Origin of the sequence: Prosthecobacter algae (assembly GCF_039542385.1) — a bacterium.
In the GTDB taxonomy this organism is placed as follows: Bacteria; Verrucomicrobiota; Verrucomicrobiia; order Verrucomicrobiales; family Verrucomicrobiaceae; genus Prosthecobacter; species Prosthecobacter algae.
In genome coordinates this window covers 426,451-453,317 of the sequence record NZ_BAABIA010000003.1, presented here as the reverse complement: position 1 = coordinate 453,317, position 26,867 = coordinate 426,451, and the positions used below count along the sequence as shown (strand labels likewise).

The window sequence follows — 26,867 nt, the reverse complement described above, 5'->3', positions numbered from 1 at the left end:
TCGAATACCGAGCCCTAAATCCATTGGGAATTGTTTTTGATAGAATTCGTCTTGAAAAGGGAGGTGCAAGCAGGGTTTAATCAAATTCCTATGGTGGCCCGATTTTTCATCCCTGGCTTGATTTGGTCCTGCGTTCTTATCTGGGGAGGAGTTGGCGGCACTGCGACAGCTACTGCGGAGGAACTTAGGGTGTTCACGGACAAGTCAGGACGAACCTTGAAGGCTGAGTTTGTGTCTTTTAAGGACAATCAGGTAACGATGAAACGGGAGGATGGGCAGGTCTTTATTCTGTCGGCAGATACTTTTTCGGCTGAAGACAATCTGTATTTCCGGCAAAAAGTAAACGCGCAAACTGGCTCTGAAGTGAAAGCCTCTGGACGGCCTGAGGCTCCTCCAAACTCAGTGGTGATCGAGGCTTTGATCGATGGTCCCTCCGAGTTGCGAGTAAAAAAGGACGGCATTTATTGGATCAATGGTGGCAATGCCAAACCGGGGCGACATCAGGGCCAGGAGGAGCCGACTTATGTGGACGGCAAGCCGTGGAGGCCAAATTGGAAAAACTCACGCGCCAATAATGGTGTGGACCGTACCGCCACCAAAAGCGTTGATGGGATCGATCCAAAGGAAATCGGATTCCAACTGCTCAGTGTCTCGATCAGTCGTGAGGCAGTGGGGATCGAGCAGCGGGACAAGATTCAAGTGAATTCGATTGGGGAAGAACTCTCCATCTTGATCCCAGACTCTCAAGGAGGTTCTCGCTGGTACCGTTTTGCGTTGGTGAAAAAGCCGTAACAGATTAAGGGCGCTGTAATTTCGGCTCGATACTGAGGCTGCGCCACTTCTTACCTTGCACCCAGCCACCGTCCCGCTGAACCACGCCGTTGAGCTCTTGGGGCACTGTTTTGCCAAGAAAGACGTCGGCACGGGTCAGGTGGAGAATGAAACCGCCCTCCGGCAGGAGTTCCAAACGCTGAGGTTCATCGCTATTGATCCAGCCATCGTCCGTGAAGAAGGTTACTTTTTCATCGGCTCCCACAGGTCGCGCTCCAGGACCAGGGGTGAGGGTGAGTGTCACTTTCAGGCCTTCTTCGGTTGCCTTTGCCGTCCAGGCCTCGCTGGGGCGTGGGTAGGCGGCGCGTTCTTTTTCAAACAAGGGCTGCCACTTGGGGTCGGGGCTGCTTTCCACTGCCACGGGCATTCTGAGTTCGATACCCATGTGGCCGGGGTGGCAGGTATTGCCACAGCACATCCAGGTGGCTTTGCCTTTGAGGGGGATGGTTTGCCCGGGTTTCAGGTCTGCTGGAGGGGTGATCTGAGTCTGTAGCAGCACATCACGCTCATAACCCTGCGCCTTGATGCGGAACATGAGCACGCTTTCGGGCTCGGGGTATTCCAGCTCTCCCGCTGTAAAACCTGCGGGCAATTCCCAGGCGATGCTGGTGGGCACACCGACGATCCCCGGTTGCCGCCAATAGGTGTGCCAGCCGGGCTGGTGCTGGATGAACAAACCGACCCGGAAGGGCTGGCCAGGGACGATGGCGGTGGTCTCCGGCACCAGTTGCAGGGTGAGCCCCGTCTGCGCACTTGCAGAAAGCGTCATGACCCAGAGGCATGCACCGAACACAAGCAACCCTGCGTTCAGCCTCAAGCGACTGAACACGGAACCCTGCACACTGAAAACTTTTTCCCGAACGGTCATGAAGATCACAGACTAGTACGCCGCATGACCCGGGGTGCGTGCAAAGGGAATGACATCCCGGATATTGCTCACACCTGTGACGAACATGAGCAGGCGCTCGAAACCCAGCCCGAAGCCTGCGTGCGGCACGCTGCCGTAGCGGCGTAGGTCCACATACCACTGGTAGTCTTCTTCGCTGAGGTTGTGCTGCTGCATGGCCGCGCGAAGCACGTCCAGGCGCTCTTCACGCTGGCTGCCGCCGATGATTTCACCAATGCCGGGAACGAGCAGGTCCATGGCGGCCACGGTTTTGCCATCCTCATTCTGGCGCATGTAGAAGGGCTTGATGTCCTTTGGGTAATTGTAGATCGTCACCGGGCCGCGCACGTGCTGTTCCGCGATGTAGCGCTCGTGCTCCGTTTGCAGTCCCTCGCCCCAGACGACGGGATGCTCAAAGGTCTTGCCTGACTTGAGCAGGATATCCACCGCCTCTGTGTAGCTGATACGCTCGAAAGGTTTTTCGAGGGTCTGTTGGAGGCGGTTAACCAAATTTTTGTCCACAAACTTATTGAAAAACTCTAGTTCCTCCGGGCACTCAGTCAGCATGGCATCCACTAGGTATTTCACATGCTCCTCGGCCAGCGTCATGTCGGCAAAGAGATCGTAAAAGGCCATCTCGGGCTCGATCATCCAGAACTCGGCGGCGTGGCGGGCCGTGTTGCTATTTTCTGCGCGGAAGGTGGGGCCGAAGGTATAAATGTTTCCCAGTGCACAGGCGAAGGTTTCCCCCTGGAGCTGACCGCTGACGGTGAGGTAGGTGGGCTGACCAAAGAAGTCGTCCTCGGGTTTCGCAGGGGCACCTTGTTTCAGGGTGGTGACGCGGAAAAGCTCACCCGCACCTTCGCAGTCACTGGAGGTGATGATAGGCGTGTGAACGTAGAAAAAGCCGCGCTCCTGGAAGAAGCGATGCACCGCAAAGGCCATGCGGCTGCGCACACGGAAGACATTGCTGAAGAGATTGGTGCGCGGGCGCAGGTGAGCAATGGTGCGCAGGAACTCAGGCGTGTGGCCTTTCTTTTGCAGCGGGTAGGTGGCATCGGCCTCGCCCAAAAGGCGGAGTTCCGTGGCCTGGAGTTCCCACTTTTGACCTGCGGCCGGGGAGGCAATGAGATCTCCCACGACCTCTACCGAGGCTCCGGTGAGGATGGAAGGAAGCAGGCTGGCGGAGGGTAGGGCGGCATCCACCACGATCTGGAGCCCGCGAAAGCAAGAGCCGTCGGTGATTTCCAAAAAGGCGCAGGATTTTGACTCCCGCTTGGTGCGTACCCATCCACGCACGGTGATGGAAGACTGGGGAGATTCAGAGGCAAGAATGTGGCGCAGCGTGTCTGGCATGGGCGCATCTATGGATGCGGGAAATGCAGCGGGCAAATGAGATGACACGGAGAAGATACGACAGCACCCCTTCCGCCGCGTGGAGTTATCACGAATCCCCAAAAGTCGCAGACGCGCGTTTTTTCGGGATTCGCGAATCCATTCCACGGTTCGCCTATGCGCTGGGCTTTTGGCGGGGGCTTGATAAGCTAACGACACCTATGATCGAACACACTGTCACTTTTCGTCTGAAGCACGAAAGAGGATCCGCCGCAGAGCAGGATTTTCTCAAAGCTGCCGCTGTGCTGGCCTACCTTCCTGGAGTGCAGGAATTTGCCATTCGCCGCCAGACAAGCGTTAAAAATACGCATCACTTTGGCATCACCATGAGGTTTGAGACGCAGATCGCGTATGCCGCTTATACGCATCATCCTGACCACGTGGCTTTTGTGCAAGATCGTTGGTTAGAAGAGGTGGTGGATTTTACAGAGGCTGATTTTGAGGAACTGCAGGAAGCATCCTCTGATCAGCGGGCGAATTAACCTGTGATGAGTTTGTTATTGGCGTGGCCTTCGTTCTGGTCGATGCGCTCAGGACGGCCTTTGTGAGGGTAGATGAGCTGGGTGTGATCCACGCCCAGCAGGTGCAGGATGGTGGAGTGCAGATCATGCACGTGCATCTTGTCCTGGATGGCGTAGAGGCCTAACTCATCCGTAGCGCCGATGGTCTGGCCGCCTTTGACACCACCGCCTGCCATCCACATGGTGAAGCCGCCGGGGTTGTGGTCGCGGCCACCGCCCTGCTCGCTCATCGGAGTGCGACCGAATTCACCGCCCCAGATGACGAGAGTTTCATCCAGCAGTCCGCGCTGCTTGAGGTCCGTGAGCAGGCCCGCGATAGGGCGGTCCACGGAGCGGCAAAGACGGCTGTGGTTCTCTTCCAGCTTGCTGTGGGAATCCCACTTGCTACCGGCACCAGAGTAGAGCTGCACAAAACGCACGCCGTTTTCGACGAGGCGACGGGCTAACAAACAGTTGCGCCCATAAACGGCGGTCTCTGGCTTGTCCATACCGTAGAGGGCTTTGATGGAAGCGCTTTCTTTGCTGAGATCCACGGCTTCGGGAGCTTCGGCCTGCATTTTGTAGGCGAGCTCATAGGATCGGATGCGGGCATCCAGTTCCGTGTTGTCCGTGCGGGTGCGGTTATACTCTTGGTTAAACTTGGCCAGCAGGTCCAGCTTCTCGCGCTGCTGGGCGGAACTGTAGCCTTTGGGGTTGTCCAAATACTTGATCGGAACGCCGTCAGAGCTGAACTCCACGCCCTGATAAACGGCAGGCATGAAGCCGCTGCCCCAGTTGCGCACGCCATTCACCACGGTGCCTTCGCTGTCTTTGATGACGACAAAGGCGGGCAGGTTGCCGTTCTCGCTGCCGAGCCCGTAATTTACCCAAGCCCCAAGCGAAGGGCGCCCACCGAAGATGCTGCCGGTATTCATCTGGCAGACGCCGCCGGCGTGATTGATGCCATCGGACACGCAGGAATTGATGACGGCGAGGTCATCAGCATGTTCGGCCACATTTTCAAACCAGTCGGAGATCAGCAGGCCGCTCTGGCCGTATTTTTTCCAGGTGCGTTTGGACTCCAGCAATGGAGCGCCGCTTTCACCCATGGCGAGCACGGGTTCCTTGAAGCTGGGCGGCAGCTTTTGACCGTTGAGTTTTTGAAGCAGGGGTTTGTGATCGAAAGTATCCAGATGGCTGGGGCCACCTTCCATGAAGCAGAAGATCACGTTCTTTGCCTGGCCGATGCGCTGGGGCAATTGCTTCAGCACGGGATTGGCCGCACTCGGCGCACCGAGCACAGGCTCGCGCATCATGGCGGCGAGCGCCACCGAACCGAAACCACAGCCCGCCCGGCGGAGAAAGGCACGGCGGGAAGTGGGGATGTCGTAGTTATGGCAGGGCATGGTAGGAAGGGGGCTAAAACTTAATGCAGGTAGAAGAACTCGTTGGCGTTCAGCAGCACGTGGCAGAGGTCGGCCAGGGCGCGTTGGTGGGGATCCACCATGCCGGGGCTGGAGGCTTCGGCGCTGGACCAAGCAAGGGTGTCTGGCAGGGGCTCGCGCACATCCCAGGTGACCAGGGCAGGGGCTTTCCACTGAGCGGCATCGGCCGAGAGATCTTCGTCTGGAATGATGCCACGAACGACACGGGCGGCCTCAATGCTGCCATCCCATTGGTGAGAGGCTGCACGCTTATGCACGCCACCGATGACCAGAGAAGACGAGCCGCTGCTGAGGCCGCTGCGCACGGTGTGGGGCACCACCGAGATGAGCTGGGCAGCATTCGGCTTATCCACCTGCTTCATCCGGAAGGTGACGGTGTGAGCGCTGCAGGAGACCTTGACAGCGATATGATACTCAATGCCGAGTTCCAGTCGTAGATCCGAAGCCACGGGTTCATAGGTGATGTTGTGGTTCTCGTCTTCCGCCACCAGTTGGATGATGAGGTTGCGAGGTTTGAAGCGGGATTTTTCACCGGTCACGCCTAAGCTCCAGCCGAAGGCTTCGACGTTGTCTTTCCCATTGTTCCAGCGAGAGGCGATGGTGCGGACGGAGGCATTGGCATCCACGCTGTCCAGTTTGACGACAGCCTCGAGGGTGAATTCATCGCCTTCTTTTTCAGCGGTGCGGGCGATCAGGCGTTCCTGCGGGGTGTTCTCCTTGAACTGGCTGGCGGTGGCGAGTTCAGCACTGGTCATGGCCGTGGGGCGTTCTTCGATCGCTGGCGTGGCGGTCCTCTGGGCAATGAATTTCTCAGCCAGATCGAGTTCCTTTTTCGTGGGTGCACGGCCGACGGTGTATTGCCAGATGTCTTCGATTTTGGAGATACGTGCTGCCAGCTTTTGGGCGCGGGTCAGTGTCCAGTCGCCATTCAGCAAAAGCAGCGCCTGGGTCGGGGTGGTGGTGCTTTGACGCTCGGAGGTGCTGGAGAAACCGGCGGGGGCATCCAGGCTGCGGAGGAGTTCATTCTGACTATTACGTTTCTTGATGGTGTAGATGGAGCGGCGGGTGCCGTTGCCATCGGTGGAGGGGCCCCCGGTGTTTGCATCCAGCTCACCGCTGGCGGCCAGCATGGCATCGCGAATTTGCTCAGCATCCAGACGGCGTGGATTGAAGCGCCACAGGAATTTGTTGGAGGGGTCAATCTTCGCCGCGATGGCGGGCACTTCACGATGGGCTGTCTGACGGTAGGTGGCTGAAAGCAGGATCTCGCGATGCAGTTTTTTCAGGCTCCAGCCGCCTGCGAGGAAACGCTGCGTGAGGTAGTCCAGCAGTTCGGGGTGCGTTGGTACGTCGCCCAGTTTGCCAAAGTCGTTCGGTGTCTCGACGATGCCTTTGCCGAACAAATAATGCCAAACGCGATTGGTGATGACGCGGGTGGAGAGTTGGTTCTCTGGACGGGTGATCCATGCTGCCAAGGCACTGCGGCGACCGGTGGATTTTTCCAGGGGGTTGATCGCGGGCTCTTTGGGTTCTAGCAGAGTGAGGAAGGCGGGCTGCACATCCAGTTCCCCCTTGCGGGTTTTGAGGGGGTTGCGTGGACCTTTGGAGGTGGCATCGGTGGCGACGAAAGCTTTCACCAGGGGCTCGGGCTTGAGATGGTCGAACTTCTTCAACTCCTCTGTCAGTTCCTGGTAGCGGGCCTTGACCTTGGGATCCTTGATGGACTTCAGGGCATCGAAACGTTCGCGCTCATACTCCATCTGTCGTTCGCAGAAGTAGGAGGCTTGCCAGTCTTCGGGAGCGCGCTCTTCAGGCTTCTTGTCCACCATGGCGCGGATGTCGGCCTGGAAGCGCTCATAGGCCTTCTGAACGTTGCGTTCGATCATGGGGCCGATGATGCTATCAATCTCTGCCTGGATGTGGGCCGTGGCCGCCTTGTAAGGAGACTCTTTTTTGGCAAACTCTGCCTGTTGTTCATCGGTGGCCAGGATCAAGTCATCGCGCCAGCGTAAAGGGGTGAAGAAGGCGCGCAGAGCGTAGTAGTCCTTTTGCAGGATGGGATCGAATTTGTGGTCATGACATTTGGCGCAGCCGAAGCTGAGGCCCAGGAAAAGCTCCCCTGCATTGTCTGTCATGTCCGTCAGAACTACCTCATACTGACTGCGGGCATCGCGCTGGTTGTACTCGTAAATGGGATTGCGCAGGTAGGAGGTGGCCACCAGCACATTCGGGTCTTTGGGGGCAATCTCATCCCCGGCCAGTTGCTCGCGCACAAACTGGTCGTAAGGCTTGTCGTCATTCAGGCTCTTGATGACGTAGTCGCGATAAGGCCAGGCAGCAGGACGAAAGGCATCCTGGTTGTAGCCATCACTCTCCGCGTAGCGGGTGAGGTCTAACCAATGTTGCGCCCAGCGTTCACCATAACGGGGGCTGGCGAGCAGCTCATCCACCAGCTTTTCATAAGCTTTAGGATCGGTGCTTTTCACGAAAGCCTCTGTTTGCTCCTGAGTGGGTGGTAGGCCATGGAGATTGAAATAGAGACGACGCACCAGCTCATGGCGGTCGGCCTCGGCAGCGGGTGTCAGGCCTAACTCTTGATGCTTTTTGGCAATGAAGCGGTCCACATCATTGCGGATCCAGGGGCTCTGGATGTCCGGTGGTGTGGGCTTGGTCAGCGGCTGAAAGGCCCAGTATTGACGGTCTTCATCGGTGAAGCCGTTTTCATCCACACTGACACGCGCGGCTTCTGCTTCTGGCCAGGGCGCGCCCATCTTCACCCACTTTTCCAAGATGGCGATTTCCTTGGCAGGAAGCTTTTCCTTCGGTGGCATCTCAAATTCCGGCTCCTGATAACGCACGGCTTCGATGAGAAGGGATTTGTCTGGATCTCCCGCTACCAGAGCCGGGCCGGAATCACCGCCTGCCTTGATGAAGCCGATGTTATCCAGCCGCAGGCTGCCCTTCTGCTTTTTCTCACCGTGGCATTCGTAGCAGCGGTTCACCAGCACGGGGCGCACCTCTTTCTCAAAGAACTGCATGGCGGCGCGTTGGGCGTCGTCGGCAGCGGAGGCGAGCGTCGTCGTGAGACAGGCGATCAGGATGATGGTTGGCTTCGTCATGGTCGGGGAAATTTATTTGAGGCGCAGCAGCGGGGCGCGGGCAGTGGGGTGCTCTTTGGCGGCGAAGGCATGGGCGAGGCCAGAAGGATCGGTTTCGCCTGTCTCACGGACGATGACAAAACTAACAAATCCGTTGGTATCTTCGCGAATGAATTTTGCGAGTTCATCGCCACGCACAGTGAGTGGCCCGCCGGAGCCGCCACGGGGGATCCAAAACTCAGACAGCTTGCGCAGCTTGTCAGCATCGGGTCCGGCATCGTTGCAGCCCGGCATGGAAGCCCAGGTCATCTGCTTTTCATCCCAGGCATCCAGTTTTTCATCGGTCACTCCATAGACGGAGAATCGGGATTCATCCGGCACCAGGGCGGAGAAGCCGAAGCCGCTAGGCTCCGGATCCAGCACGATCTGGGCTTCCTCGATCCGGTCTGTTGGGATCTGGGAAAGGTCGAAGGTGAGGATGGCGCGACGTTCATTTTTCATGCCGGGTGCCAGGTCCGTGTGTTTGACGATGATGAGCGGATGAGTGCCCATCGGTGCGCCATTGTCCCCCCGGCGGGCATAACCATCTTTGCCGCGACCAAACGAGGTTGGGATGGCCGTCCAACCACCCGCTTCTTGGACGGCTTCACCTCGGGTAGGTTCCTGGCCTAACAAAGTGTTGCCCGAGCCGACATGCAGACCTTTGCCTTCAGTCAGGCGCTTGATCTTGCCATCTTTAAGACCGCCGATTTCGACTTCTCCCTCAAAGACGCGCACTTGGGAATTGCCTGCCGAACCTGCGGTCACTCCAAACTTAGTGCCCAGATCCACCACCTGAATGTCGGGGGTATCAATGGTGAAACCGTGGGCGGGTTCCGGAACCTCGGCTGTGAGGGTGCCTTCGATAAGGCGGCAATGCATGGCGGTGAGAATTTCCAATGTGGTTGGAGCCTCCATCGTCACCGTCGCACCGCTCTTGAACTTCAGCGTGGCGATGCCTTCGACGAGGGCGAGCTTACCGGTGCCCAGTTGGGAATCCACGGCGGTGGGGAGATCCGAACCTGCCCAGCGGCAGTTCTCCGCTTGAATCAAGGTGGCGACCAGGGGAAGGGCTGGGGAGCTTTTGCCCGGCATGAGAACACTGGCTGCCAAGGTCACACAAGCCGCTGCGGCTGCGGACCAGAGCGCGATCGGCCAGCGGCGCAGAGGTTTCGTCGCAGCCTGAGTAGGCGCATTGTCTTCTGGGATGTCTAGCAGGCCCACGAGGGACTCGCTCTGCGCCCGCAGGGTGGAGTGTAGCCATACCTGCTCCACATAAAGGGCACGCAGATTCGCATCGCGGATCACATCGGCCTTCAGCGCCTCATGCTCCTCTGGGGGGAGGAGGCCTTCCAGCGCACGCTGGATACGGTCCAGAGATGAGTCGGAGGTATTCATGGGGTGGGGGCGATCTGGCGGTTCACGCATTCGCTCAGTGCCTGGCGGATGCGGCTCAGCAAGCGGTACACAGCTTCCACCGTGCGCTCACTTTTGATGGCGATTTCTTCGATCCCGCAGTCTTCATAGTAGCGCCAGACGACGATCTTCCGATGCGCCTCGGGCAGCTTGCGAAGGCAGAGGTTCAGGGCTTCCGCCTTGAGGTCCAGGGCATCGGCACGTTGATCAATCTCTGCCGCCACTGCCTCGATGAAGGCTTCATCGAGAGAGGATGAAACCGAGCGTTTTTTCTCGGATCGGCGGTAGTTGAGAATCTGGTTGGTGGCGATCTTTCGGGCCCAGGCCCGAAAGTTGGAATCAGGCTCAAATTTGGCGAACTGCTTCCACAGGGTCACCTTCACTTCCTGGAGGATGTCATCCGCATCCGCCGCACTGGCCACCAAGCTGTAAACATACGCCGCCAGCCAGCGGTCGTGCTGGGTCAGCAGCCGGAGATAGGTCTCCGTCTGGTCGGCTGGATCTGGGGGTAAGGTGGCCATGCAACAGTGGAAGGTCAGGGTTGAACACGAATTGGACACCTATTTGAAAAAATATCTGTCGGGGCTGCTCTCCCCAGAGAGATCTCGGGTAAAACCTCAAGATTTAGGCAGCGCGGCCAGGATTGCCTCGGCGATGGCCTTCATGCCTTTGTCCCCAGGGTGGTTTGCCACGCCAGAGTGTTTGTAGGGGCGCTCGGCCCGACCGTAGTTGGCCTCTTCCTTGCCGAGGGTGCTGATGTTGACAAAGATGCCGCCCACCGCCTCACAGCATTCCTGGAGGATCTGGTCCTTTATCGTATTCGCCCAGAAGCAACTGCGAACGAGAATCGTGGGCTTGTGTTCACCTTGGAGCTTTTGCAGCAGCTTCATGGTCTCTGCTTTGAAGGCCGCCTTGGCTTCATCGGTCTTCAGCGCCGGCACGTTTTCGCCGATGGCGAGGATGATGAGGTCGGCCTTGAAGGCGAAGGCTTCCGCGAGTTTGCCGTCCAGATCGTAACCGACGTGGGCTCTCTCGAAGTCGGCGATGTTTTTCACCAGCATGGCGGGAGCGGTTCTCTGTCTGGCCGTCAGTCCTGACATAACCTGGTGTACATAGTCATTGGCCTCCGAGGTAGCGGCCATGCCCCAGTTGCCTGTCCAATCGATATCGGCCTTGGGACCATGCTTGGTGATGCTGTTGCCCAGGAATAGGACCTTGGTATAGCTGCTGCCAACTTTGCTCTCTTGAGCTTTCAGGGAGGGTGGCGAATTGAGGTTCAGTCCGGCAAGAAGGCCAAAGAAAGGAAGGAGGAGTCGGGTGCGGAAAGTCATAAGGCGGGAGTCATACGGGTCCGTCACACCGCTTTGATCATGCGCCACCCAGTGGAGAGAAACGAGGCTGTCCAGTCACAGCAGATTTTGAGATCCAAAAATCAGTTCCGTCGTCTCTACGCGGACAATCCTGGAGGATTTGTTTGCCACTTCCTTAGAGTAAGGAGGTGGCTCAGGACGGAATCGAACCGCCGACACGGGGATTTTCAATCCCCTGCTCTACCGACTGAGCTACTGAGCCATTCCCGCTGATTTGGCGGGCCGCGATAGTGGCAAAGGCTGGGAGGGGATGCAACGGGTTTTTGTCATTTGGGTGAAGATTTTGGCGCGCTGGATATTAAAACACCTGAGCAAAGAAATCCTGTCTCAAGCCCATGATGTAAAAAAGGCGGGCCTTGGCAGGCCCGCCTTTGAGTTTGAAGGTTTGGAATCGGTGAACTTATGCGTTGGTTTCGGCCACGGCAGGTTCCTCGCGAACGGGGGACTCGGCAGCGAACTTGAGGCGCTTGTTTTCGGCATCGAAGCTGACCTTGACCGTATCGCCTTCGTGGACGGTGCCACCCAGGACGTGCTCGGCCAGAGGATCTTCGATGTGTTTCTCCACGGCCCGGCGCATGGGGCGCGCCCCATACTGCGGATCGTAGCCTTCCTTCATCAGGAATTCGACGGCGCTTTCGTCCAGCGTGATGTGGATGTTCCTGCTCTTCAGACGGTTGACCACCTTGTTGATTTCGAGGTCCACGATCTTCGCCAGCTCGGCCTTCTCAAGCATGCGGAAGACGATGAGGTCATCCAGACGGTTGAGGAATTCGGGCTTGAAGAATTTCTTGGCCATCTCGGACAGCTTGCCCTTGATGCTGGCATTGTCGGCCTCGCCCTGCGCCATGGCTGCAAAGCCCAGGCTGGACTGCTTTTTAATGGTCTCAGCGCCGACGTTGGAGGTCAGGATGACGATGGTGTTCCGGAAATCGATCTTGCGGCCGAAGTTGTCGGTCACCTGACCTTCTTCCAGGATCTGGAGAAGGAGGTTCATGACATCCGGGTGAGCTTTTTCGATCTCGTCGAACAGCACCACACTGTAGGGGCGGCGGCGCACGGCTTCGGAAAGCTGGCCACCTTCTTCATACCCGACATATCCAGGAGGTGCGCCGATGAGGCGACTGGCGGTGTGCTTCTCCATGTACTCGGACATGTCGAGCTGGATCAGCGCATCAGAACTGCCGAACATGAATTCGGCGAGGTTCTTGGCCAGGAAGGTTTTGCCCACGCCTGTGGGGCCCAGGAAGAGGAAGGAACCAATTGGGCGACGTGGATCCTTGAGGTCCGCGCGGGAACGGCGCAGCGCCTTGCTGATGGCGATGACGGCTTCGTCCTGGCCGATGACCTTGCCCTTCAGTTCCTGCTCCATCTTGAGCAGTTTCTGGGCTTCGGCTGTTTCCATGCGCTGGAGCGGCACACCAGTCCATTTGGAAACCACGGACATGATGTCGTCTTCGGACACATCCACGATGCGTTCGCTGTTGTTCTGGCGCCAGGATTCCAGGATGTCGTCGTAACGCTTCTTGGTGTTCTTCTCACTGTCGCGCAGGCGGGCGGCCTTCTCGAAGTCCTGGTCCTTGATGGCCGTTTCCTTCTCGATGCGGATCGTTTCGATCTCAGCTTCGATGGTTTTCAGCTCGGGCGGGCGGGTCATGGCCGCGATGCGGGCCTTGGAACCGGCTTCGTCCATGATGTCGATGGCCTTGTCCGGCAGGAAGCGGGCGGTCAGGTAGCGGGAACTCAGCTTCACTGCGGAGGTGATGGCTTCGTTGGCATACTTGGCCTTATGGTGCATCTCATACTTGCCCTTCAGGCCCATGAGGATCTGGATGGCGTCTTCGACGGAAGGCTCTTCCACCTTCACCTGCTGGAAGCGGCGTTCCAGGGCGGAGTCTTTTTCGATGTATTTGCGGAACTCGTTCAGAGTCGTCGCACCGATGACCTGGAGCTCGCCACGGCTGAGGGCGGGCTTGATGATGTTGCTGGCATCCATCGTGCCTTCGGCAGAGCCGGCACCGACGATGGTGTGCATCTCATCAATGAAAAGGATGACGTTCTTGGCGCGGCGGATCTCGTCCATCACGGCCTTGATGCGCTCCTCAAACTGACCGCGATACTTCGTGCCTGCGACCATGAGGGCGAGGTCGAGGGTGATCACTTTTTTGTCGCGCAGGATTTCAGGGACATTACCAGCGGCAATTTCCTGGGCCAGCCCTTCGACAATGGCGGTCTTGCCCACACCGGCTTCACCGATGAGGACCGGATTGTTCTTGGTACGGCGGCAAAGGATCTGGATGACGCGAGCGATCTCTTCCGTGCGTCCGATGACGGGGTCCATCTCGCCTTTCTGGGCGGTTTCCGTCAGGTCACGGCCAAAGGCGCGCAGGGCAGGGGTCTTCTCGTTCTTTTTCTTCTTCTTGTCGTCCTCAGTGTTGCCACTGGGAGCCACAGGCTCGGAGTCCTCTTCTTCCTCTTCGTTGCTGCCGGAGAAGTTAGGGTCCAGTTCCTTGAGGATCTCGTTGCGGGCTTTGTCGAGATTGATGTCCAGGTTGCGCAGCACCTGGGCGGCCACGCCTTCACCTTCGCGCAGCAGGCCCAGCAAGATGTGCTCGGTGCCCACATAGCTGTGGTTCAGAGCTTTCGCTTCCTTGCTGGCCAGTGCCAGGACTTTTTTCACCCTTGGGGTGTAGGGGATGTTGCCCACCATCTTGGTTTCTGGACCGGAGCCGACCTGCTGCTCCACCTGGAGGCGCACGGTTTCCAGGTCGAGACCCAGTTTGGTGAGAACGTTGACCGCCACCCCTTGGCCGAGCTTGATCAAGCCCAGCAGAAGGTGCTCGGTACCAACGTAGTTGTGGTTGAATCGGTCGGCTTCCTTGCGGGCAAGGGCCAGGACCTGTTGGGCGCGTGGAGTAAAGTTATTCATCATTGGAACCAGAGGGTTTTTCCTCTGAGGTTGAGTTGCTTGTAGAAACGTTAGAAGGGCCGGTCAGCATTTGCAACCGCGCCCGGGTAATTTCCGCGCGGCGGGCGTCCCTCTCTTCGGGCGAGAGTTCGCGCTCAGCACTGAGCTGGAGGTGGGCGGGTTGGATTTCGAGCAGAAGCATGTCGAGCAGACTCCGGTCGCAGTTGGGGATCAGATCCATATCTGCTCCCAGGCGCAGGAGGGAAAGCAGGTTCAGGGCCTCTTTTGAGGTCAAAATGTGGGCGTAGCGTAGAATGGCGAAGGCGCGGCCCACTTGGTCATGCAGCATGGTGGGGTTGTCCTCCAGCAGCTTCTGGCGAGCATTCATTTCGGAACTGACGACTCGCTCGATGACTTTTTCGATCTGGGCGATGATTTCCCCCTCCTTTTCCCCCAGTGTGTGCTGGTTGGAGATCTGGAAAAGATTGCCCAAAGCCTCGGTACCTTCGCCATAAAGGCCGCGCACGGCCAGGCCGATCTTGCCCACAGCCTTGATGACGGGGTTGATCTGGTCTGAGAGCACGAGCGCTGGCAAGTGCAGCATCACGGAGGCCCGCATGCCTGTACCCAGGTTGGTGGGGCAGGCGGTGAGGTAGCCCAGACGGTCGTCGTAGGCGTAAGGAAGCATGGATTCCAGGGCTGTATCGGCCTTGTCCACCAGGGCGTAGGCGCTGCGCAGATTCAGCCCGGCGCGGATGCCCTGAATGCGGAAGTGATCCTCCTCATTGATCATGATGGAGAGGCTCTGCTTGCGGTCCACAACGACGGCACAGCCAGCGGCGCGGGCGGCGTGCTCACGGCTCACCAAATGGCGTTCCACCAGCACCTGTTTGCGGATTTTGGTCAGCCCGGTGTATTCCTCGCTGTAGCCATCGGTCATTTCAGGTAGGGACTCGACACAAGGACGGGCCAGTTCAAGCAACTCCACGCGCTGCCGTTCGGCGGAGTAGCCGGGAAAGCTGAAGCCCCGCAGGTTGCGTGCGAGTCTCACCCGGGAGGTCATGACCACGTCTGAATGCGGCCCGCTGCCTTTCATCCAGTCAGCGGGGTGTTTGATGAGGGTGGTGAATCGCATCGGGGGGATGATTCTTTAGATGGATAACGTTGCGCTTTGTTCGATCAGATGCACAACGATGAAGCGTCAGGCATGACTGGGCAGCTTGGCCTGGAGAAGGTCAATTTCAGATTTCAGGCGGGCAGCGTCTTCATAGCGCTCGTCGCGTACGGCACTGGCCAGTTCCTCCCGCAAGTGGCCCAGGTTACCCACGAGGGCGTTTTGGGTCACGATCTGGTGCGGCACCTTGCCCACATGGCGGGTGCCTTTGTGCATGGACTTCAGCAGCCCATCCAGGCCTTCACGAAAGGTGCCGTAACATTCCGGGCAGCCCATGCGACCGATTTTTTTCAATTGCGCCGCAGTGAACCCGCAGGCCGGGCAAGCCGTCTCCGCACTGATGGCGGGCTGGGGTTGGCTGAGGAAGGCCTCCGCCAGACCAAACCCGGTCTCGTCCGTGACGCCCTTGGCCTTGGAGCAGGCATCGCAGAGATTCACCGTGGTCATCTGCCCATTGATGATCTGGGTCAGAAACACGGTGGCTTCACTGTCGCAAACGTCACATTTCATAGGGGTAGGGATTCCTGGCTGATCGGCCTCTGCATACTGATACGCATGTCACGTGCCAGAGGTACAGCTAGGGCAGGGAGATTCTCGCGTCAACAGGGGGGTGTCCCGCGGCTAGGCCGTGCTGGGCCGCCCATGCATTCAACTCTGCCTCTAGGAGGGCATGTGCGCTGGGGTGGTAGAGGTGGGTTTGAAAACCGAGCCGCCGGGCGGTGGTGATGTTGGCCTCCAGATCGTCAATGTAGAAGGTCTGGGCGGGGTCGAGCCCCAGTTCCCGGATGGTCACTTGGAAGATCTCCTCGCCGGGTTTGCTGCACTTGGCGGAGTACGAATAAACACCGCCGCTGAAGGGGCGGAAGATATCATAGGTGCGCAGGAGGTAGTCCTTGTGCAGGCCGCTGGTATTGGAAAGGAGCTTCATGGGCACCTTCCCTGCCAGGGGAGCCAGGGTGCGTTTCATGGCCTCGTTCTCGGTGAAAATATCGCACCAGATGGCCTCAAAATCCGCAGGGGTGCCTTCAAATTGCAGGGCCTGGATGGCGGCGCGGACAAAGGTATTATCGTCCATGTCGCCATTTTCAAAAGGGCCTTTGATGTCGTCCAGCCTCTCTGAAAGGGCCTCGGGCGGGAAGGGGCAGCGCTCTGACACGCGCTGGGCGGCGACGCTGAAGTCAAAGAAGGTCAGGACGTTGCCAATATCGGAAAGGAGGACGGGGCCGGGCATGGCGGCTTTATGGCGGGGATCGGCTAGCGATGCAAGGCCGGGACGGAGGTAATGAGCCGGGGCCAGATTTTGGGCGACCAAGGTCGTTTGGCTGCCTCCTTTCCTCTTGCCTCCCGGCTTCGTCCTCATTAACGCTGAGGCTTCATGGAATCAGCAGCCCAACCTTTCCGCATCGGTGTCGCCGGTGTGGGTGCCATCGGTAAAAATCATGCCCGCATCATGGCGGAAATCGCCGCCCGCAGCGAAGGGGGCGTCGTCTTTGCCGCCGTCTATGATGCCGACCCGGCACGCGCGGCCGACTTTGCCGCCCAATACAATACCCTGGCAGCCAGTGACTTGGGAGATTTTGCCAGCCGGGTGGATGCCGCCACGGTGGCCGTGCCGACGATCTACCACCGTCGTGTGGCCGAACCCCTGATGGAAAAGGGCGTGCATGTGATGGTGGAAAAGCCCATCAGCGAATCCTATGCCGAGGCCCAGGCCATGATTGAGCTGGCCCAGGCGAAAAATGTGATTCTCCAGGTGGGGCACATTGAGCGGTTTAACCCCGTGCTCCGCCAGCTCGAAGAGCGCATGGACCAGCCGCGTTTCATCGAGGTGCATCGCCTTTCGCCGTTCCCGAATCGCAGCATGGACATCGGTGTGGTGTTGGATGTGATGATCCACGACATCGAGATCGTTCTCCATCTCGTAAAGTCCCCCCTCATTCAGATTGATGCCGTGGGCATCCCCGTGCTGACCAAGCGCGAGGACATCGCCAATGCACGCCTCAAGTTTGCCAACGGCTGCATCGCCAACATCACTGCCAGTCGCATCAGCCCCGAGAAGATGCGCAAAATCCGCGTCTTCCAGCAGGACAGCTACCTCTCGCTCGATTACCAGGAACAGAGCGGTTGGATCTACCGCAAAGACGGCATGCAGATCGTCCGCGAAGCCGTGGAAGTGGAGAAGGACGAGCCCCTGAAGCTGGAAATCGCCGCCTTTGTGGAATGCTCCCGCCATGGCAAACGCCCGGTGGTGACTGGCCAGGAAGGTGCCGAAGCCGTGCGCATCGCGCTGGAGATCACGGATCAGATTGAAAAGAACGCAGCTTTGGCGGGCTGAAGGATGAACTGAAGTCTGTTGTGGTTTTAAAATCCACGGCAAACCCCTGCATATAACGGATCAGCGACAGCAACCCATGCCCCACCTCTACATCATCGCCGGTGAAGTCAGCGGAGACACGCATGGATCGGGCTTGATCAAGGAACTCCTCGCCCTGGATCCCGCGCTGAAGATCAGCGGTCTCGGCGGGCCCCGAATGGTCGAGGCGGCGGGGAAGGGTATTGATGACTGGGTGGAAACGGCCGGCGTGGTGGGCCTGTGGGAAGTGCTGAAAATGTACGGCTACTTCAAGAAGCGCTTCAATGCCACTGTGGCCGCCGTGATGCAGCAGCGCCCTGATGCCGTGGTGCTGGTGGATTATCCGGGCTTTAACCTGCGCGTGGCCAAGGAGCTGCGTGCGCAAGGTTACACGGGCAAGATTATCTATTACATCAGCCCTCAGGTCTGGGCCTGGAAAAAGGGTCGCGTGAAGACGATGGCGAAGGTGCTGGACCTCATGATCTGCATCTTTCCCTTCGAGAAGGAGTTTTATGAAAAGAGCGGCTTGCCCACCGAATTCAGCGGGCACCCCATGGTAGACCGGGTGGAAACCCTGCGCCGCAACTGGGAGCGCGAGCCCGGCCTGGTGGGCTGGTTCCCGGGTAGCCGGAAGAATGAGGTGAAGCGTCTCTTCCCCATTATGCTACAGGCCTCTCAAGCCATCCGCATGGTGCAGCCAAACGTCCGTTTTGCTGTGTCCGCTGCCAATGAAAATCTAGCGGGCCTGATGCGCGAGATGGCAGATGCTGCGGCTTTTCCTGAAGCCAAGCGCTGGATCGAAGTGGGCACGGTGTATGACCTCATGCAACGTGCCCAGGTGGGCGCTGTGGCCAGTGGCACGGCGACGTTGGAGGCGGCTTGTTTCGGTCTGCCGTACGCTTTGGTGTATCAGGTCAATGGCCTAACGTATGCGGTGGCCAAGACCGTGGTGCGCATCAAGAACATCGGCATCATCAATGTGCTGGCTCAGCGGGATGTGGTGAAGGAACTTGTCCAGGGCGGCTTAACTTCAGATACGCTGGCGGCTGAAATGGTGGAACTGCTGACGAATGAGGTCACGCGCCGGAATCTCCAGGAAGATCTGGCTGAAGTGGTGGCCACCCTGGGGCAGGGCGGGGCCTATCGCCGTGCGGCAGAGACGGTAATGGCCGTTTTGTAATTCACGCTGCTGAAAACAAAGAACCCTGTGCCCTTGGGGAGAACACAGGGTTTTTGGTTAGGTGGCAATCAGCCCAGGTCAAAGAGCAGCGCTTCCGTCTCGGCACCCGCCGAAGTGATCGTCAGCGTGCCCGCATCCTCGGTGCTCAGCGCATCGCCAGGTTTCAGGGCTTGGCCATTGATGGTGGCTTCACCTTTGATGAGCTGGAACCAGACGCCGCGCCCGGCCTTCACTTCATGGGCCACGCTGTCGCTGGCACCCAGGCGCAATCGATAGACATCGGCGTCCTGATGGATGGTGGCAGAGTCTTCGCGGCCATCGTGGGAGATGACGAGGACCTTGGGCTCCTTCTCCTTGGCGGGATCGGGGTGCCACTCGGTGTAGCTGGGCACCAGGGCTCGCGCCTCAGGCTGAATCCAGATCTGCAGGAAGTGGGCTGTCTCGGACTTGGAGGGGTTAAACTCACTGTGCAGCACACCTTTGCCTGCACTCATGAGCTGCACTTGGCCGGGTTTCAGTTCACGTCCGTTCCCCAGGCTGTCCTTGTGGGCCAGGGTGCCTTCCAGCACGTAGCTGAAGATTTCCATGTCCCGGTGTGGGTGGGTGGGGAAACCGCCGCCAGGGGCGACTCGGTCCTGATTGATCACCCGCAGGCTGCGAAAGCCCATGTGGGCAGGATCATAGTAGTCCGCGAAGCTGAAGGTGTGCTGGCTATTGAGCCAACCGTGGTCGGCGTGGCCGCGTTCATGGGATTTACGAAGTGTGGTTTTCATGGCGAGAGGATACTGCGATATAACGTCTTCATTCGCCAATGCGGCTCTGTTTGCCTGAGACTGCGGATGGCGTATGCTTCATCCCAACATGGAACTCCGTCCCCTGCGCTCCTTCATTGCCGCTGCCGAAGATGGCAACATCAGCCGCGCTGCCGCCCGCCTGCACCTCACGCAGCCGGCGCTCAGCCGCCAGATCAAGGGCCTGGAGGATGAGCTGGGCGTCATCTTGCTGGAACGTGGAGCTCACTCCTTTTCCCTCACGCCAGCAGGGGAGCTGCTGCTGCGAGATGGGCGCCATCTGCTGGAGCGTGCCGATGCCCTGGAGCAGCGCGTGCGGGCCACGGCCAAGGCGCAGACCATCCGCGTGGGCTACTCACCCTCGCTCAGCGCGGGCATCCTTTCTCCGGCCATCGAGGCCTTCACGCAAGTGCACCCGAGGGCCCGTGTGGATCTGGCAGACCTCACCAATAACGAAATGGTGGATGGCCTGCAAAAAGGCACGCTCGACATCATTGTGACGGTGCCGACCATCAAGGACATCCCCGATATCACCTGGACCACCGTTCAAAAACAGGCCTGGCGCGTGGCCGTCTCCCGCCAGCATCCATTGCTGGCGAAAAAGACCCTGACCCCTCAGGATCTCAATGAGCAGCGACTGGTCGTTTACAGCCAGAAAGAGTACCCGGACTACTGGGCCTTCATCGGCGGTTGGTTCAAGCAGCAGGGCATCAATGCGCGCATCGCCAGTGAATGCGACGGTGTCACCAGCCTCATTTCAGCGGTGGATGCGGGCCTGGGCATCGCCCTGGTGGTGGAGCGCATCGCCTGCCTCATCCCAGAGCGCGTGGTTCTCAAGACGCTGCAACCTCAGCCCGAGCCGTTGCAGATCTCGGTGGGCATGCTGGACCGTCACAAGAATGACAAGATGCTGGCCGTGTTTGTGGAAGAGCTGAAGCGCGCTGGCGAAGTGGATCATGCTTCCCGTTAAGCCTTGTTTCAGCCCAAAAGAGCTTCCAAGCGCTTCACGCTCACCGGTTGCGCCGTGCCCAGCTCCTGGGCAAAGATGGACACCCGATACTCTTCAAAGAGCCAGCGGAAAGCTTCGCGATTGGTATCGCTTACTTCTTGCTGCCAAGTGTTGAAATCAGCCACCGCTGCTGCCTTGTCGATGTCCTTGGCGGGATTGTTCGCCGCGCGTTCTGCGCGCAAAAGGATGGCCTTCAGATAACGGGGCAAATGCTGAAGCTGGGCGTGCGGGGTGACGGATAAAACGTTAGGTGGCAGCAGGCGGGCAATGTCCTGCTCCAGTCCGGCGTAACGTTTGGGATAGGCCAGAATCTTTTGTTTCAGGTCTTCGCATTGCTTCAGCAGATCCCGAACTCGATGCGTTAATCCAGGCAGGTCCCGGCGGGTGCGTTCGCACATTTCGAGGAAGCGTTTTTGCGTCAGCGGCAGCAGCGGCTCCAGACGCAGGGCATGGGCCAGGATGTGGTCGCAGGCTGTGGCGGCTTTGTTCTCCGCAGGCGCAGCTTGAGACGGGGCAGAACCCAGGGCGGCGAGACCGCTTTGAAAATTCAGCGTCTTTTGGGGGGCTGCTTTGACCTCCAGTACACGCAGTTCTTTGTGCAGCCAGGCGATGTCCTTGCCCAGCAGATTCTCCGCCAGCTTGCGTACGGCTGCCGGTGTGTGTTTGCGGGCTTCTTCCGGGGTTTTGAAAAGACGGAGGTCCACCTCATCGTCTCGCAGCATGAGGCCTGGGTGGCCGAGTACAGGCACGCCGTTGATCGTTTCCACGAGCACGGTTTCCGGCACATCGCCAAAGGACCATGAGGACAAGGCATAATCCTCAAAACGTTTGGCCGTCAGATCCCAGGCATCGGACTTGCGTTCCTGCTTGCGCATGGTTTCGCGGATGTTGTCCACATCCCGGCTGGCCATCACGGTTTTGTTACCCTGGCCCATCACCTCGACTCGAGGCTGCAGGTAGGCCGGGAGCGTCTGCGAATTCCAGTCGGTGGCCTTGACATCCAGGCGATAACGCTGGCGGAGGAAGGTGGCTAGGGCTTCATGGAAATCCAGGCGACCCGGGTCAAAGTCTTTGGCGATCTCACGCGCTTTGGCCTCCAGCGGCATGAGGTCACGGCGCACCGTTTTGGGCAGCGCCCGCAGCAGCGTGGTGATCTGCTCTTCCCGCAGTCCGGGGACCATCCACAGCACCTGTCCGCTGGTGAGATGTTCCGCCATGGGCAGGGGCACCTGCACGGTCACGCCATCATCTTCCTGGCCGGGTTTGTAGGCGTAGCTGATCGGCAGCACGCTGTTCCCCATGGAGGCGGCATCGGGGAACATTTCCAAATCGCAGGAGAGGTCATCCCCGCCGGTGAGATCCTCTTCGCGGGCACACAGGAAACCGGGCTCCTCGCGGATGCGTGCATTCACCAGCTTGTTCAGGTCATGCACGGATGAAATGGCCGCCAGCCGCGCCCGGTAGAACTCAAAAAGATGTTCTTCAATGGCATACACACGGCTGCTACGCACACGGGTGAGGGTAGCCTCCAGGCGGTCACGCAACTTTTGGTTATGCTGGAAGAAGCGGTGCGGCAGATTGGTGGTGCCTTCCAGCAGCGCTCCACGGATGAAAAGCTGCGTGGCCGCCACGGGATCAATCTTGCCAAAGTCAATCGGCTGGCGTTTCACCTCCAGGCCATGGAGAAGCAGGCGCTCGGTCACGAGAACGCGCCCCGCCTTGGCGCTCCAGTGGGGTTCGCTGTAGCGCCGCTCCAGCAGATGCCCGCCCAGCTCGGCGGCCCATTGGGGATCAATGCGGGCGATGGAGCGGGCGAAAAGTTGCGAGGTCTGTACGATCTCTCCCGCGACAATCCAGAGTGGCTGGCGCGTTTTTTCCTGGCCTGGTTTGCCCTGTTTCTCCCGTCGCTCATAAAGGTTTGAGCCAGGGAAGACCATCACCTCACGATTGCCCGCAGCCTTGTATTGGTTGCGCTCCAGACGGGTGGCGATGTGACCGAGGTGCCCAGCCAAAATGCAGCGGTGGATGGCGTGATCGCGAAGAGTCGCTGCATCCTGTTTGGCCGCTTGGCCTTCGGCCTTGTCCCACGGGGAAGCGGCGCTGGTTTGGGCTTTTGCCGGATCCGCGACAGGGGGCAACGTGGCCTTTTTCCGATCTTCCCGAAACGTGTCCCGCAACTGCTGCCAGACATCCCGCCACTCGGTCATGCGGGTGAAGCTGAGGAAGTAGGATTTGCAGTATTTGCGCAGGGCGTTCTTGCCCGAGTTATCGGGATCTGGGGCATGGCTCCAGATCTTCAGCAGGCTGAGAAAATCCGATTCGGGGGAGGCAAAAGTCTTGTGCGCAGCCTGGGCTTGCTCACGTTTGTCTTCCGGGCGCTCGCGGGGATCTGGAATGCTTAGGCCGGCGGCAATGATGAGCATGTCCTCCAGGCAGCCTTCTTCACGGGCCTGCAGCAGCATCCGGCCCAGGGTAGGGTCCAGGGGGAGGTTGGCCAATTCCCGCCCAGTGGCCGTCATCTCATGGGTTTCACCCAGGGCACCCAGTTCATGCAGCAAGTCATACCCGGCACGGATGGAGGCGCTGACAGGCGGATTGATGAAAGGGAAGGTTTCGATTTCGCCTAACCGAAAGGCTTTCATCCGCAGGATGACTTCGGCGAGGTTGGAGCGCTGAATCTCCGGCTGCGTGAAGCGGGAGCGCTTGTTAAAGTCCTCTTCCTCATAGAGGCGGACGCATACGCCATCCTGCACACGCCCGGCACGGCCTGCACGCTGGTTGGCACTGCTCTGGCTGATGGCTTCCACCGGCAGCCGCTTGGTGCGTGTGCGTGGATTGTAACGGCTCATGCGGGCCAGTCCTGTATCCACGACATAGCGGATGCGGGGCAGGGTAATGGAGGTCTCCGCCACGTTGGTAGCAACAATGACACGGCGCTTCGACCCAGGCGAAAAGACGCGCTGCTGCTCATTCGAGGCCATGCGGCCAAACAGGGCCAGCACCTCAATGCCTTTGCCAAGGCGGCCATCCAGAGCATCCCGCGTATCGCGGATGTCGCGTTCGGTCGGCATGAAAACGAGGACATCGCCAGTGTCCGTTTCGATGAGCACTTCTTCAACGGCGGCAATGGCGGCATCGAGATGGCTGGGATCATCATCGTTGTCTCCCACGGGCTTGTACCGGATGTCCACCGGATAAAGACGTCCCGAGACCTCAATGATGGGCGCACTACCAAAGTGGGCGCTAAAAGCCTCTGTATCAATCGTGGCGGAGGTGACCACCAGCTTCAGGTCGGGCCTCTTTTCCAGGAGCGACTTCAAATAGCCTAACAAAAAGTCAATGTTCAGGGAGCGCTCATGCGCTTCATCCAGAATGAGGATGGAGTAAGCACGCAGCAAGGGATCACTCTGGATTTCCGCCAGCAGAATCCCGTCCGTCATGAACTTGATGCGTGTGTCCCGCGTGGTGTCGTCGCTGAAGCGCATCTTGCAACCCACCTCGCGGCCCCAGTGAACATCGAGTTCTTCGGCAACACGTTTGGAGACGCTCATGGCCGCCACACGTCGCGGCTGCGTACAGCCGATCACACCACGCGCTTCCCCCAGCACCTCCAAGCACATTTTGGGCAACTGCGTGGTTTTGCCAGATCCGGTCTCCCCGGCCAGGATGACGACCTGGCTGGAGCGGATGGCCGCGAGGATGTCCTCACGACGGGCAGTGATGGGAAGGTCGGCTGGGTAACGAATCAAGGCGGGGGGCAGGCTGAATCTGGGGAGTCACAGCCTTTCACAGCCCGGCCCATATCGCAAATGATCCGTGGCTGTGGTTACAGCGCTTATTTTACAGCGCTTATTTCTTGGCGGGCTCGGCCTTTTTCTTGGCGTCATCCAACCGATTTTGCAGTTCCTCGGTCTTCTTTTGTAACTGCTGCACCTGGTCCCAGAGGTTCTTGAGCTCAGCACTTCCTGGTTGTTCGGCCTGCAGGGTTTGCACGGATTTCGCCGCAGCTTCCCGCACCGGGTCGGCATACGGGCCCGCTTCGGGCAGCATGGCCTGGAGAACTGAGATGGCCTTGGGATCTTTCAGAGTGCCAAGGGCTTTGGCGGCTCCGCTGCGCAGCTCTTCTTTCGGGTGCGAAAGGTGCGTCACCAAAAAGCTGCGCACGGCATCCCGGTTCTCCTGCTTGCGGGCGAGGAAAGCGACGGCATCTAACGCATTGCGATAGTCCCAGGTGCGGAACTCTAGGGGGTCATCTTGAAGCTTGGCGAGAATGGCCGTGGCTGCACTGGCTTCATCCTGGGCACGATAGGCACTGATGGCGGCAGCGGAGAGGGTGTTTTGGTAGGTCTTGGAATTCAGGTGTTTCGCCAGGAGGGGGGCAATGGCGGCATCGCCTGGACGGGTGCCCCAGCTTTTGATGATGGTCGTCAAAATGGCTGGATTCTTTTCTGTCTCGGCATGGGCCATCAGCGCCTTTTGCGCCTCTGGATGGGGGATGGCGGTCAGCGCCTCGACCACGGCGGCACGGCTGCGGGCATCCGTCTGGCCAGCCAGTCCGGCAATGAGGGCGCTGCGGGCTGCCGGAGTGGCGATTTTGGCGAGGGATCTGGCGGCCTCGCTGCGCACGGCATGAAACGCATCCTCTTTGAGCAGGCGGGCCAGTTTGTCCACACTGCCCTGATCTTTGCGCGATCCTAGGATCTGCGCGGCCAATAGGCGTCCGATGACATCGCTAACCAACTGTTTGTCCAGCATGTCACCGGTTGGCAAGAAGTCCACCTTCGCCAGCACGGTGTAGTCCGGGTCCACTCGCATCAGTTCCGGTTGGGCAGGCAGGGCAAAGTAAAAGGCTTCCTCTGCCTGGGTGATCTTGGCGGTGAATTTGATTGGATCTTTCTGGCCTTTGAGGGTGAAAGCCACGGGCAGGGGGAACTGGAACAGGCGCACTTGATCCGTCACTTTCTGTGTCTGTCGCACCGTCACCTTGGCCTGTTTGCTGGCTGCATCCCAGGCGTAGTCCACCTTCAGTTCAGGGAAGCCACCGTGATAAACCCATTGATCAAAGAACGCATCGAAAGACAGGCCGCTGATTTCTTCCACCACCTCATGCAGATCATCCGTGCTGACGATGCCATTGCGATGCCGCTCCAGGTAGGTGCGGATGGCGAGGCGGTAAAGATCAGGCCCAAGCTGGCTGCGCAGCATGTGCACGATCCACGCCCCCTTCGGATACACCCGCGTGTCAAACTGCTGCATCGGGTCGCCATAGTCTCTCCACACGGTGGGGCGGGTGTCCTTGGCTTCCAGGACTTCTTCGGCCTCTAGCCAGAGTGAGTATTTCATGGCGTCATCGCCACTTTTTTCCTGCTCATAAAGCACCGTGTAATAGCTGGCGAATCCTTCATTCAACCACAGGTGCGACCAGTCCCGACAGGTCACCAGATCTCCAAACCACTGATGCGCTGTTTCGTGGGCATCCAGCCGATGCAGGCTGCGCAAGGTCTCGGTATCTGAATTGAACAGCATGCTGCTAGCCTCAAAGGTGCAGCTCGTATTTTCCATGCCGCCAGCGATGAAGTCGTGGCAGTAAACTTGGTAATACTTGTCCCAGGGGAAGGGGATACCAATCTCCTTTTGGAAGAACTCGATGATCTTGCGGGTGTCCGCAAAGGCATTGGCCGCCTGCGCTTTATTGGATGGCGGCAACAGCATCGCCAGGGGCAGATCGCCTGCTTTGTCCTCGATCTTGTGAAAGTGGCCTGCCGCCAGCGCGATGAGGTAATTGACGTGCGGCTTGTCCTGAAGCCAGTGCCAGGAGGTCAGCTCTCCTGTTTCCTTTTTATCCACCAGCTTGCCATTGGATACCACCTCCATGCCCTTGGGCGCATGGCAGATCACCTCGCTGGTGAAGCGCTCGTTCGGATAGTCGTAGCAGGGAAACCAGAAGCGATGCAGGTCCGCTTCCCCTTGGCTCCAGACTTGGCTGTCACCTGGCTTGTAGCCCATTTCAGGCGTGCGAAAATACAGGCCGCGAGTGGGCTCGGCACTGTATCGGATGCTCACGCTCACCTCTGCTCCTGGGGCGATGGCGGTGGCAAACACGAGCGTCAGCTTTTCCTCGGCGACGATCTTGTCCGCCAGTTTGGCTCCGGTGACCTGCACATCGGCAATGGCTAAGTCAACGGCATCCAGTTCCAGTTTGTCCAAAGGCAGCGCGATGGGCTTGAAGGTCATCGTCATCGTGCCGGCCACGCTGCGTTTGGTAAAATCCGGCGTGACGTCTAACTTCAAGTGCTGAATGTCCACCCGGCGGTCTCGGGCATATTTGCGGCCCGGTGTCAGCTTGGTCACGGCGGGCAGCAGGTGCTTAGCGCAGTGCTCGCAGGTGTGGAGCGAGTCCGCCAGGGTGGTGGACGAAATGAGGAGCGAAAGAAGAATGGGCCACCGCATAGACCTCCACCATGGAGGAAACGGC

Annotated in this window: 19 protein-coding genes and 1 tRNA gene; 5 read left to right on the top strand and 15 right to left on the bottom strand. The window is 58.9% G+C overall.

Annotated features, from left to right (window positions below):
* Positions 1 to 36 precede the first annotated feature (36 nt).
* Positions 37 to 792 (top strand): hypothetical protein, encoded by a 756-nt coding sequence (locus tag ABEB25_RS08720; protein ID WP_345736003.1) that lies wholly within the window; start codon positions 37 to 39, stop codon positions 790 to 792.
* Positions 793 to 796: 4 nt separating this feature from the next.
* Here the strand turns inward: ABEB25_RS08720 and ABEB25_RS08715 are convergent, their stop codons facing one another.
* Together ABEB25_RS08715 and asnS are read right to left on the bottom strand one after the other, a co-directional pair.
* Positions 797 to 1,600: a protein-disulfide reductase DsbD domain-containing protein gene (locus ABEB25_RS08715; RefSeq protein WP_345736002.1), complete on the bottom strand. Its 804-nt coding sequence runs from the start codon at positions 1,598 to 1,600 to the stop codon at positions 797 to 799.
* Between the two features lie 111 nt (positions 1,601 to 1,711).
* Positions 1,712 to 3,073: an asparagine--tRNA ligase gene (gene asnS, locus ABEB25_RS08710; protein WP_345736001.1), complete on the bottom strand. Its 1,362-nt coding sequence runs from the start codon at positions 3,071 to 3,073 to the stop codon at positions 1,712 to 1,714.
* A 14-nt stretch (positions 3,074 to 3,087) separates the two neighbouring features.
* Here asnS and ABEB25_RS08705 point away from each other — a divergent pair, with 14 nt between their 5' ends.
* Positions 3,088 to 3,594, top strand: coding sequence for a Dabb family protein (locus ABEB25_RS08705; RefSeq protein WP_345736000.1), 507 nt, complete (start codon positions 3,088 to 3,090; stop codon positions 3,592 to 3,594).
* Here the strand turns inward: ABEB25_RS08705 and ABEB25_RS08700 are convergent.
* The 10 genes from ABEB25_RS08700 to ABEB25_RS08655 all read right to left on the bottom strand — a co-directional run bounded on the left by ABEB25_RS08700 (position 3,591) and on the right by ABEB25_RS08655 (position 16,290).
* Entirely contained in the window at positions 3,591 to 5,018 is a 1,428-nt protein-coding gene (locus ABEB25_RS08700) for a DUF1501 domain-containing protein (protein WP_345735999.1), read from the bottom strand. The two genes, ABEB25_RS08705 and ABEB25_RS08700, sit on opposite strands and share 4 nt — an antisense overlap.
* A gap of 20 nt (positions 5,019 to 5,038) precedes the next feature.
* The gene (locus ABEB25_RS08695) at positions 5,039 to 8,176 is read right to left on the bottom strand and encodes a PSD1 and planctomycete cytochrome C domain-containing protein (RefSeq protein ID WP_345735998.1); all 3,138 of its coding nucleotides are present in this window, start codon (positions 8,174 to 8,176) and stop codon (positions 5,039 to 5,041) included.
* Between the two features lie 12 nt (positions 8,177 to 8,188).
* On the bottom strand, positions 8,189 to 9,592 hold the full coding sequence (locus ABEB25_RS08690; RefSeq protein ID WP_345735997.1) for a DNRLRE domain-containing protein: 1,404 nt from the start codon (positions 9,590 to 9,592) through the stop codon (positions 8,189 to 8,191).
* Complete coding sequence (locus tag ABEB25_RS08685) at positions 9,589 to 10,131, bottom strand: sigma-70 family RNA polymerase sigma factor (RefSeq protein WP_345735996.1); 543 nt, start codon at positions 10,129 to 10,131, stop codon at positions 9,589 to 9,591. The genes ABEB25_RS08690 and ABEB25_RS08685 overlap by 4 nt, the downstream gene beginning before the upstream one ends.
* 96 nt (positions 10,132 to 10,227) lie before the next feature.
* Complete coding sequence (locus ABEB25_RS08680) at positions 10,228 to 10,941, bottom strand: SGNH/GDSL hydrolase family protein (RefSeq protein WP_345735995.1); 714 nt, start codon at positions 10,939 to 10,941, stop codon at positions 10,228 to 10,230.
* Between the two features lie 168 nt (positions 10,942 to 11,109).
* Positions 11,110 to 11,182: transfer RNA gene (locus tag ABEB25_RS08675), tRNA-Phe, on the bottom strand.
* A gap of 198 nt (positions 11,183 to 11,380) precedes the next feature.
* A complete protein-coding gene (locus ABEB25_RS08670) occupies positions 11,381 to 13,906 on the bottom strand; it encodes an ATP-dependent Clp protease ATP-binding subunit (protein WP_345736245.1) in 2,526 nt (841 codons plus the stop codon).
* Complete coding sequence (locus ABEB25_RS08665; protein ID WP_345735994.1) at positions 13,899 to 15,020, bottom strand: protein arginine kinase; 1,122 nt, start codon at positions 15,018 to 15,020, stop codon at positions 13,899 to 13,901. Before ABEB25_RS08665 ends, ABEB25_RS08670 begins: the two co-directional genes overlap by 8 nt.
* Positions 15,021 to 15,086: 66 nt before the next feature.
* On the bottom strand, positions 15,087 to 15,569 hold the full coding sequence (locus ABEB25_RS08660) for a UvrB/UvrC motif-containing protein (RefSeq protein WP_345735993.1): 483 nt from the start codon (positions 15,567 to 15,569) through the stop codon (positions 15,087 to 15,089).
* 67 nt (positions 15,570 to 15,636) lie between these two features.
* Positions 15,637 to 16,290 carry an HAD-IA family hydrolase gene (locus tag ABEB25_RS08655; protein WP_345735992.1) on the bottom strand — a complete coding sequence of 218 codons (654 nt, stop codon included), beginning with the start codon at positions 16,288 to 16,290 and terminating at the stop codon, positions 15,637 to 15,639.
* A 144-nt stretch (positions 16,291 to 16,434) separates the two neighbouring features.
* Here ABEB25_RS08655 and ABEB25_RS08650 point away from each other — a divergent pair, with 144 nt between their 5' ends.
* Together ABEB25_RS08650 and lpxB are read left to right on the top strand one after the other, a co-directional pair.
* On the top strand, positions 16,435 to 17,394 hold the full coding sequence (locus ABEB25_RS08650) for a Gfo/Idh/MocA family oxidoreductase (protein ID WP_345735991.1): 960 nt from the start codon (positions 16,435 to 16,437) through the stop codon (positions 17,392 to 17,394).
* 76 nt (positions 17,395 to 17,470) lie between these two features.
* The gene (gene lpxB / locus ABEB25_RS08645) at positions 17,471 to 18,592 is read left to right on the top strand and encodes a lipid-A-disaccharide synthase (RefSeq protein ID WP_345735990.1); all 1,122 of its coding nucleotides are present in this window, start codon (positions 17,471 to 17,473) and stop codon (positions 18,590 to 18,592) included.
* 68 nt (positions 18,593 to 18,660) lie between these two features.
* On the opposite strand, the gene ABEB25_RS08640 is transcribed toward lpxB, so the two are convergent.
* Positions 18,661 to 19,365, bottom strand: a complete 705-nt coding sequence (locus tag ABEB25_RS08640) for a pirin family protein (RefSeq protein WP_345735989.1) — start codon at positions 19,363 to 19,365, stop codon at positions 18,661 to 18,663.
* Between the two features lie 88 nt (positions 19,366 to 19,453).
* Here ABEB25_RS08640 and ABEB25_RS08635 point away from each other — a divergent pair, with 88 nt between their 5' ends.
* Entirely contained in the window at positions 19,454 to 20,353 is a 900-nt protein-coding gene (locus ABEB25_RS08635; protein ID WP_345735988.1) for a LysR family transcriptional regulator, read from the top strand.
* An 8-nt stretch (positions 20,354 to 20,361) separates the two neighbouring features.
* Here ABEB25_RS08635 and hrpA read toward each other — a convergent pair whose 3' ends face one another.
* Positions 20,362 to 24,141 carry an ATP-dependent RNA helicase HrpA gene (gene hrpA, locus ABEB25_RS08630; protein ID WP_345735987.1) on the bottom strand — a complete coding sequence of 1,260 codons (3,780 nt, stop codon included), beginning with the start codon at positions 24,139 to 24,141 and terminating at the stop codon, positions 20,362 to 20,364.
* A 100-nt stretch (positions 24,142 to 24,241) separates the two neighbouring features.
* Positions 24,242 to 26,842, bottom strand: coding sequence for a M1 family aminopeptidase (locus tag ABEB25_RS08625; protein ID WP_345735986.1), 2,601 nt, complete (start codon positions 26,840 to 26,842; stop codon positions 24,242 to 24,244).
* Positions 26,843 to 26,867 lie beyond the last annotated feature (25 nt).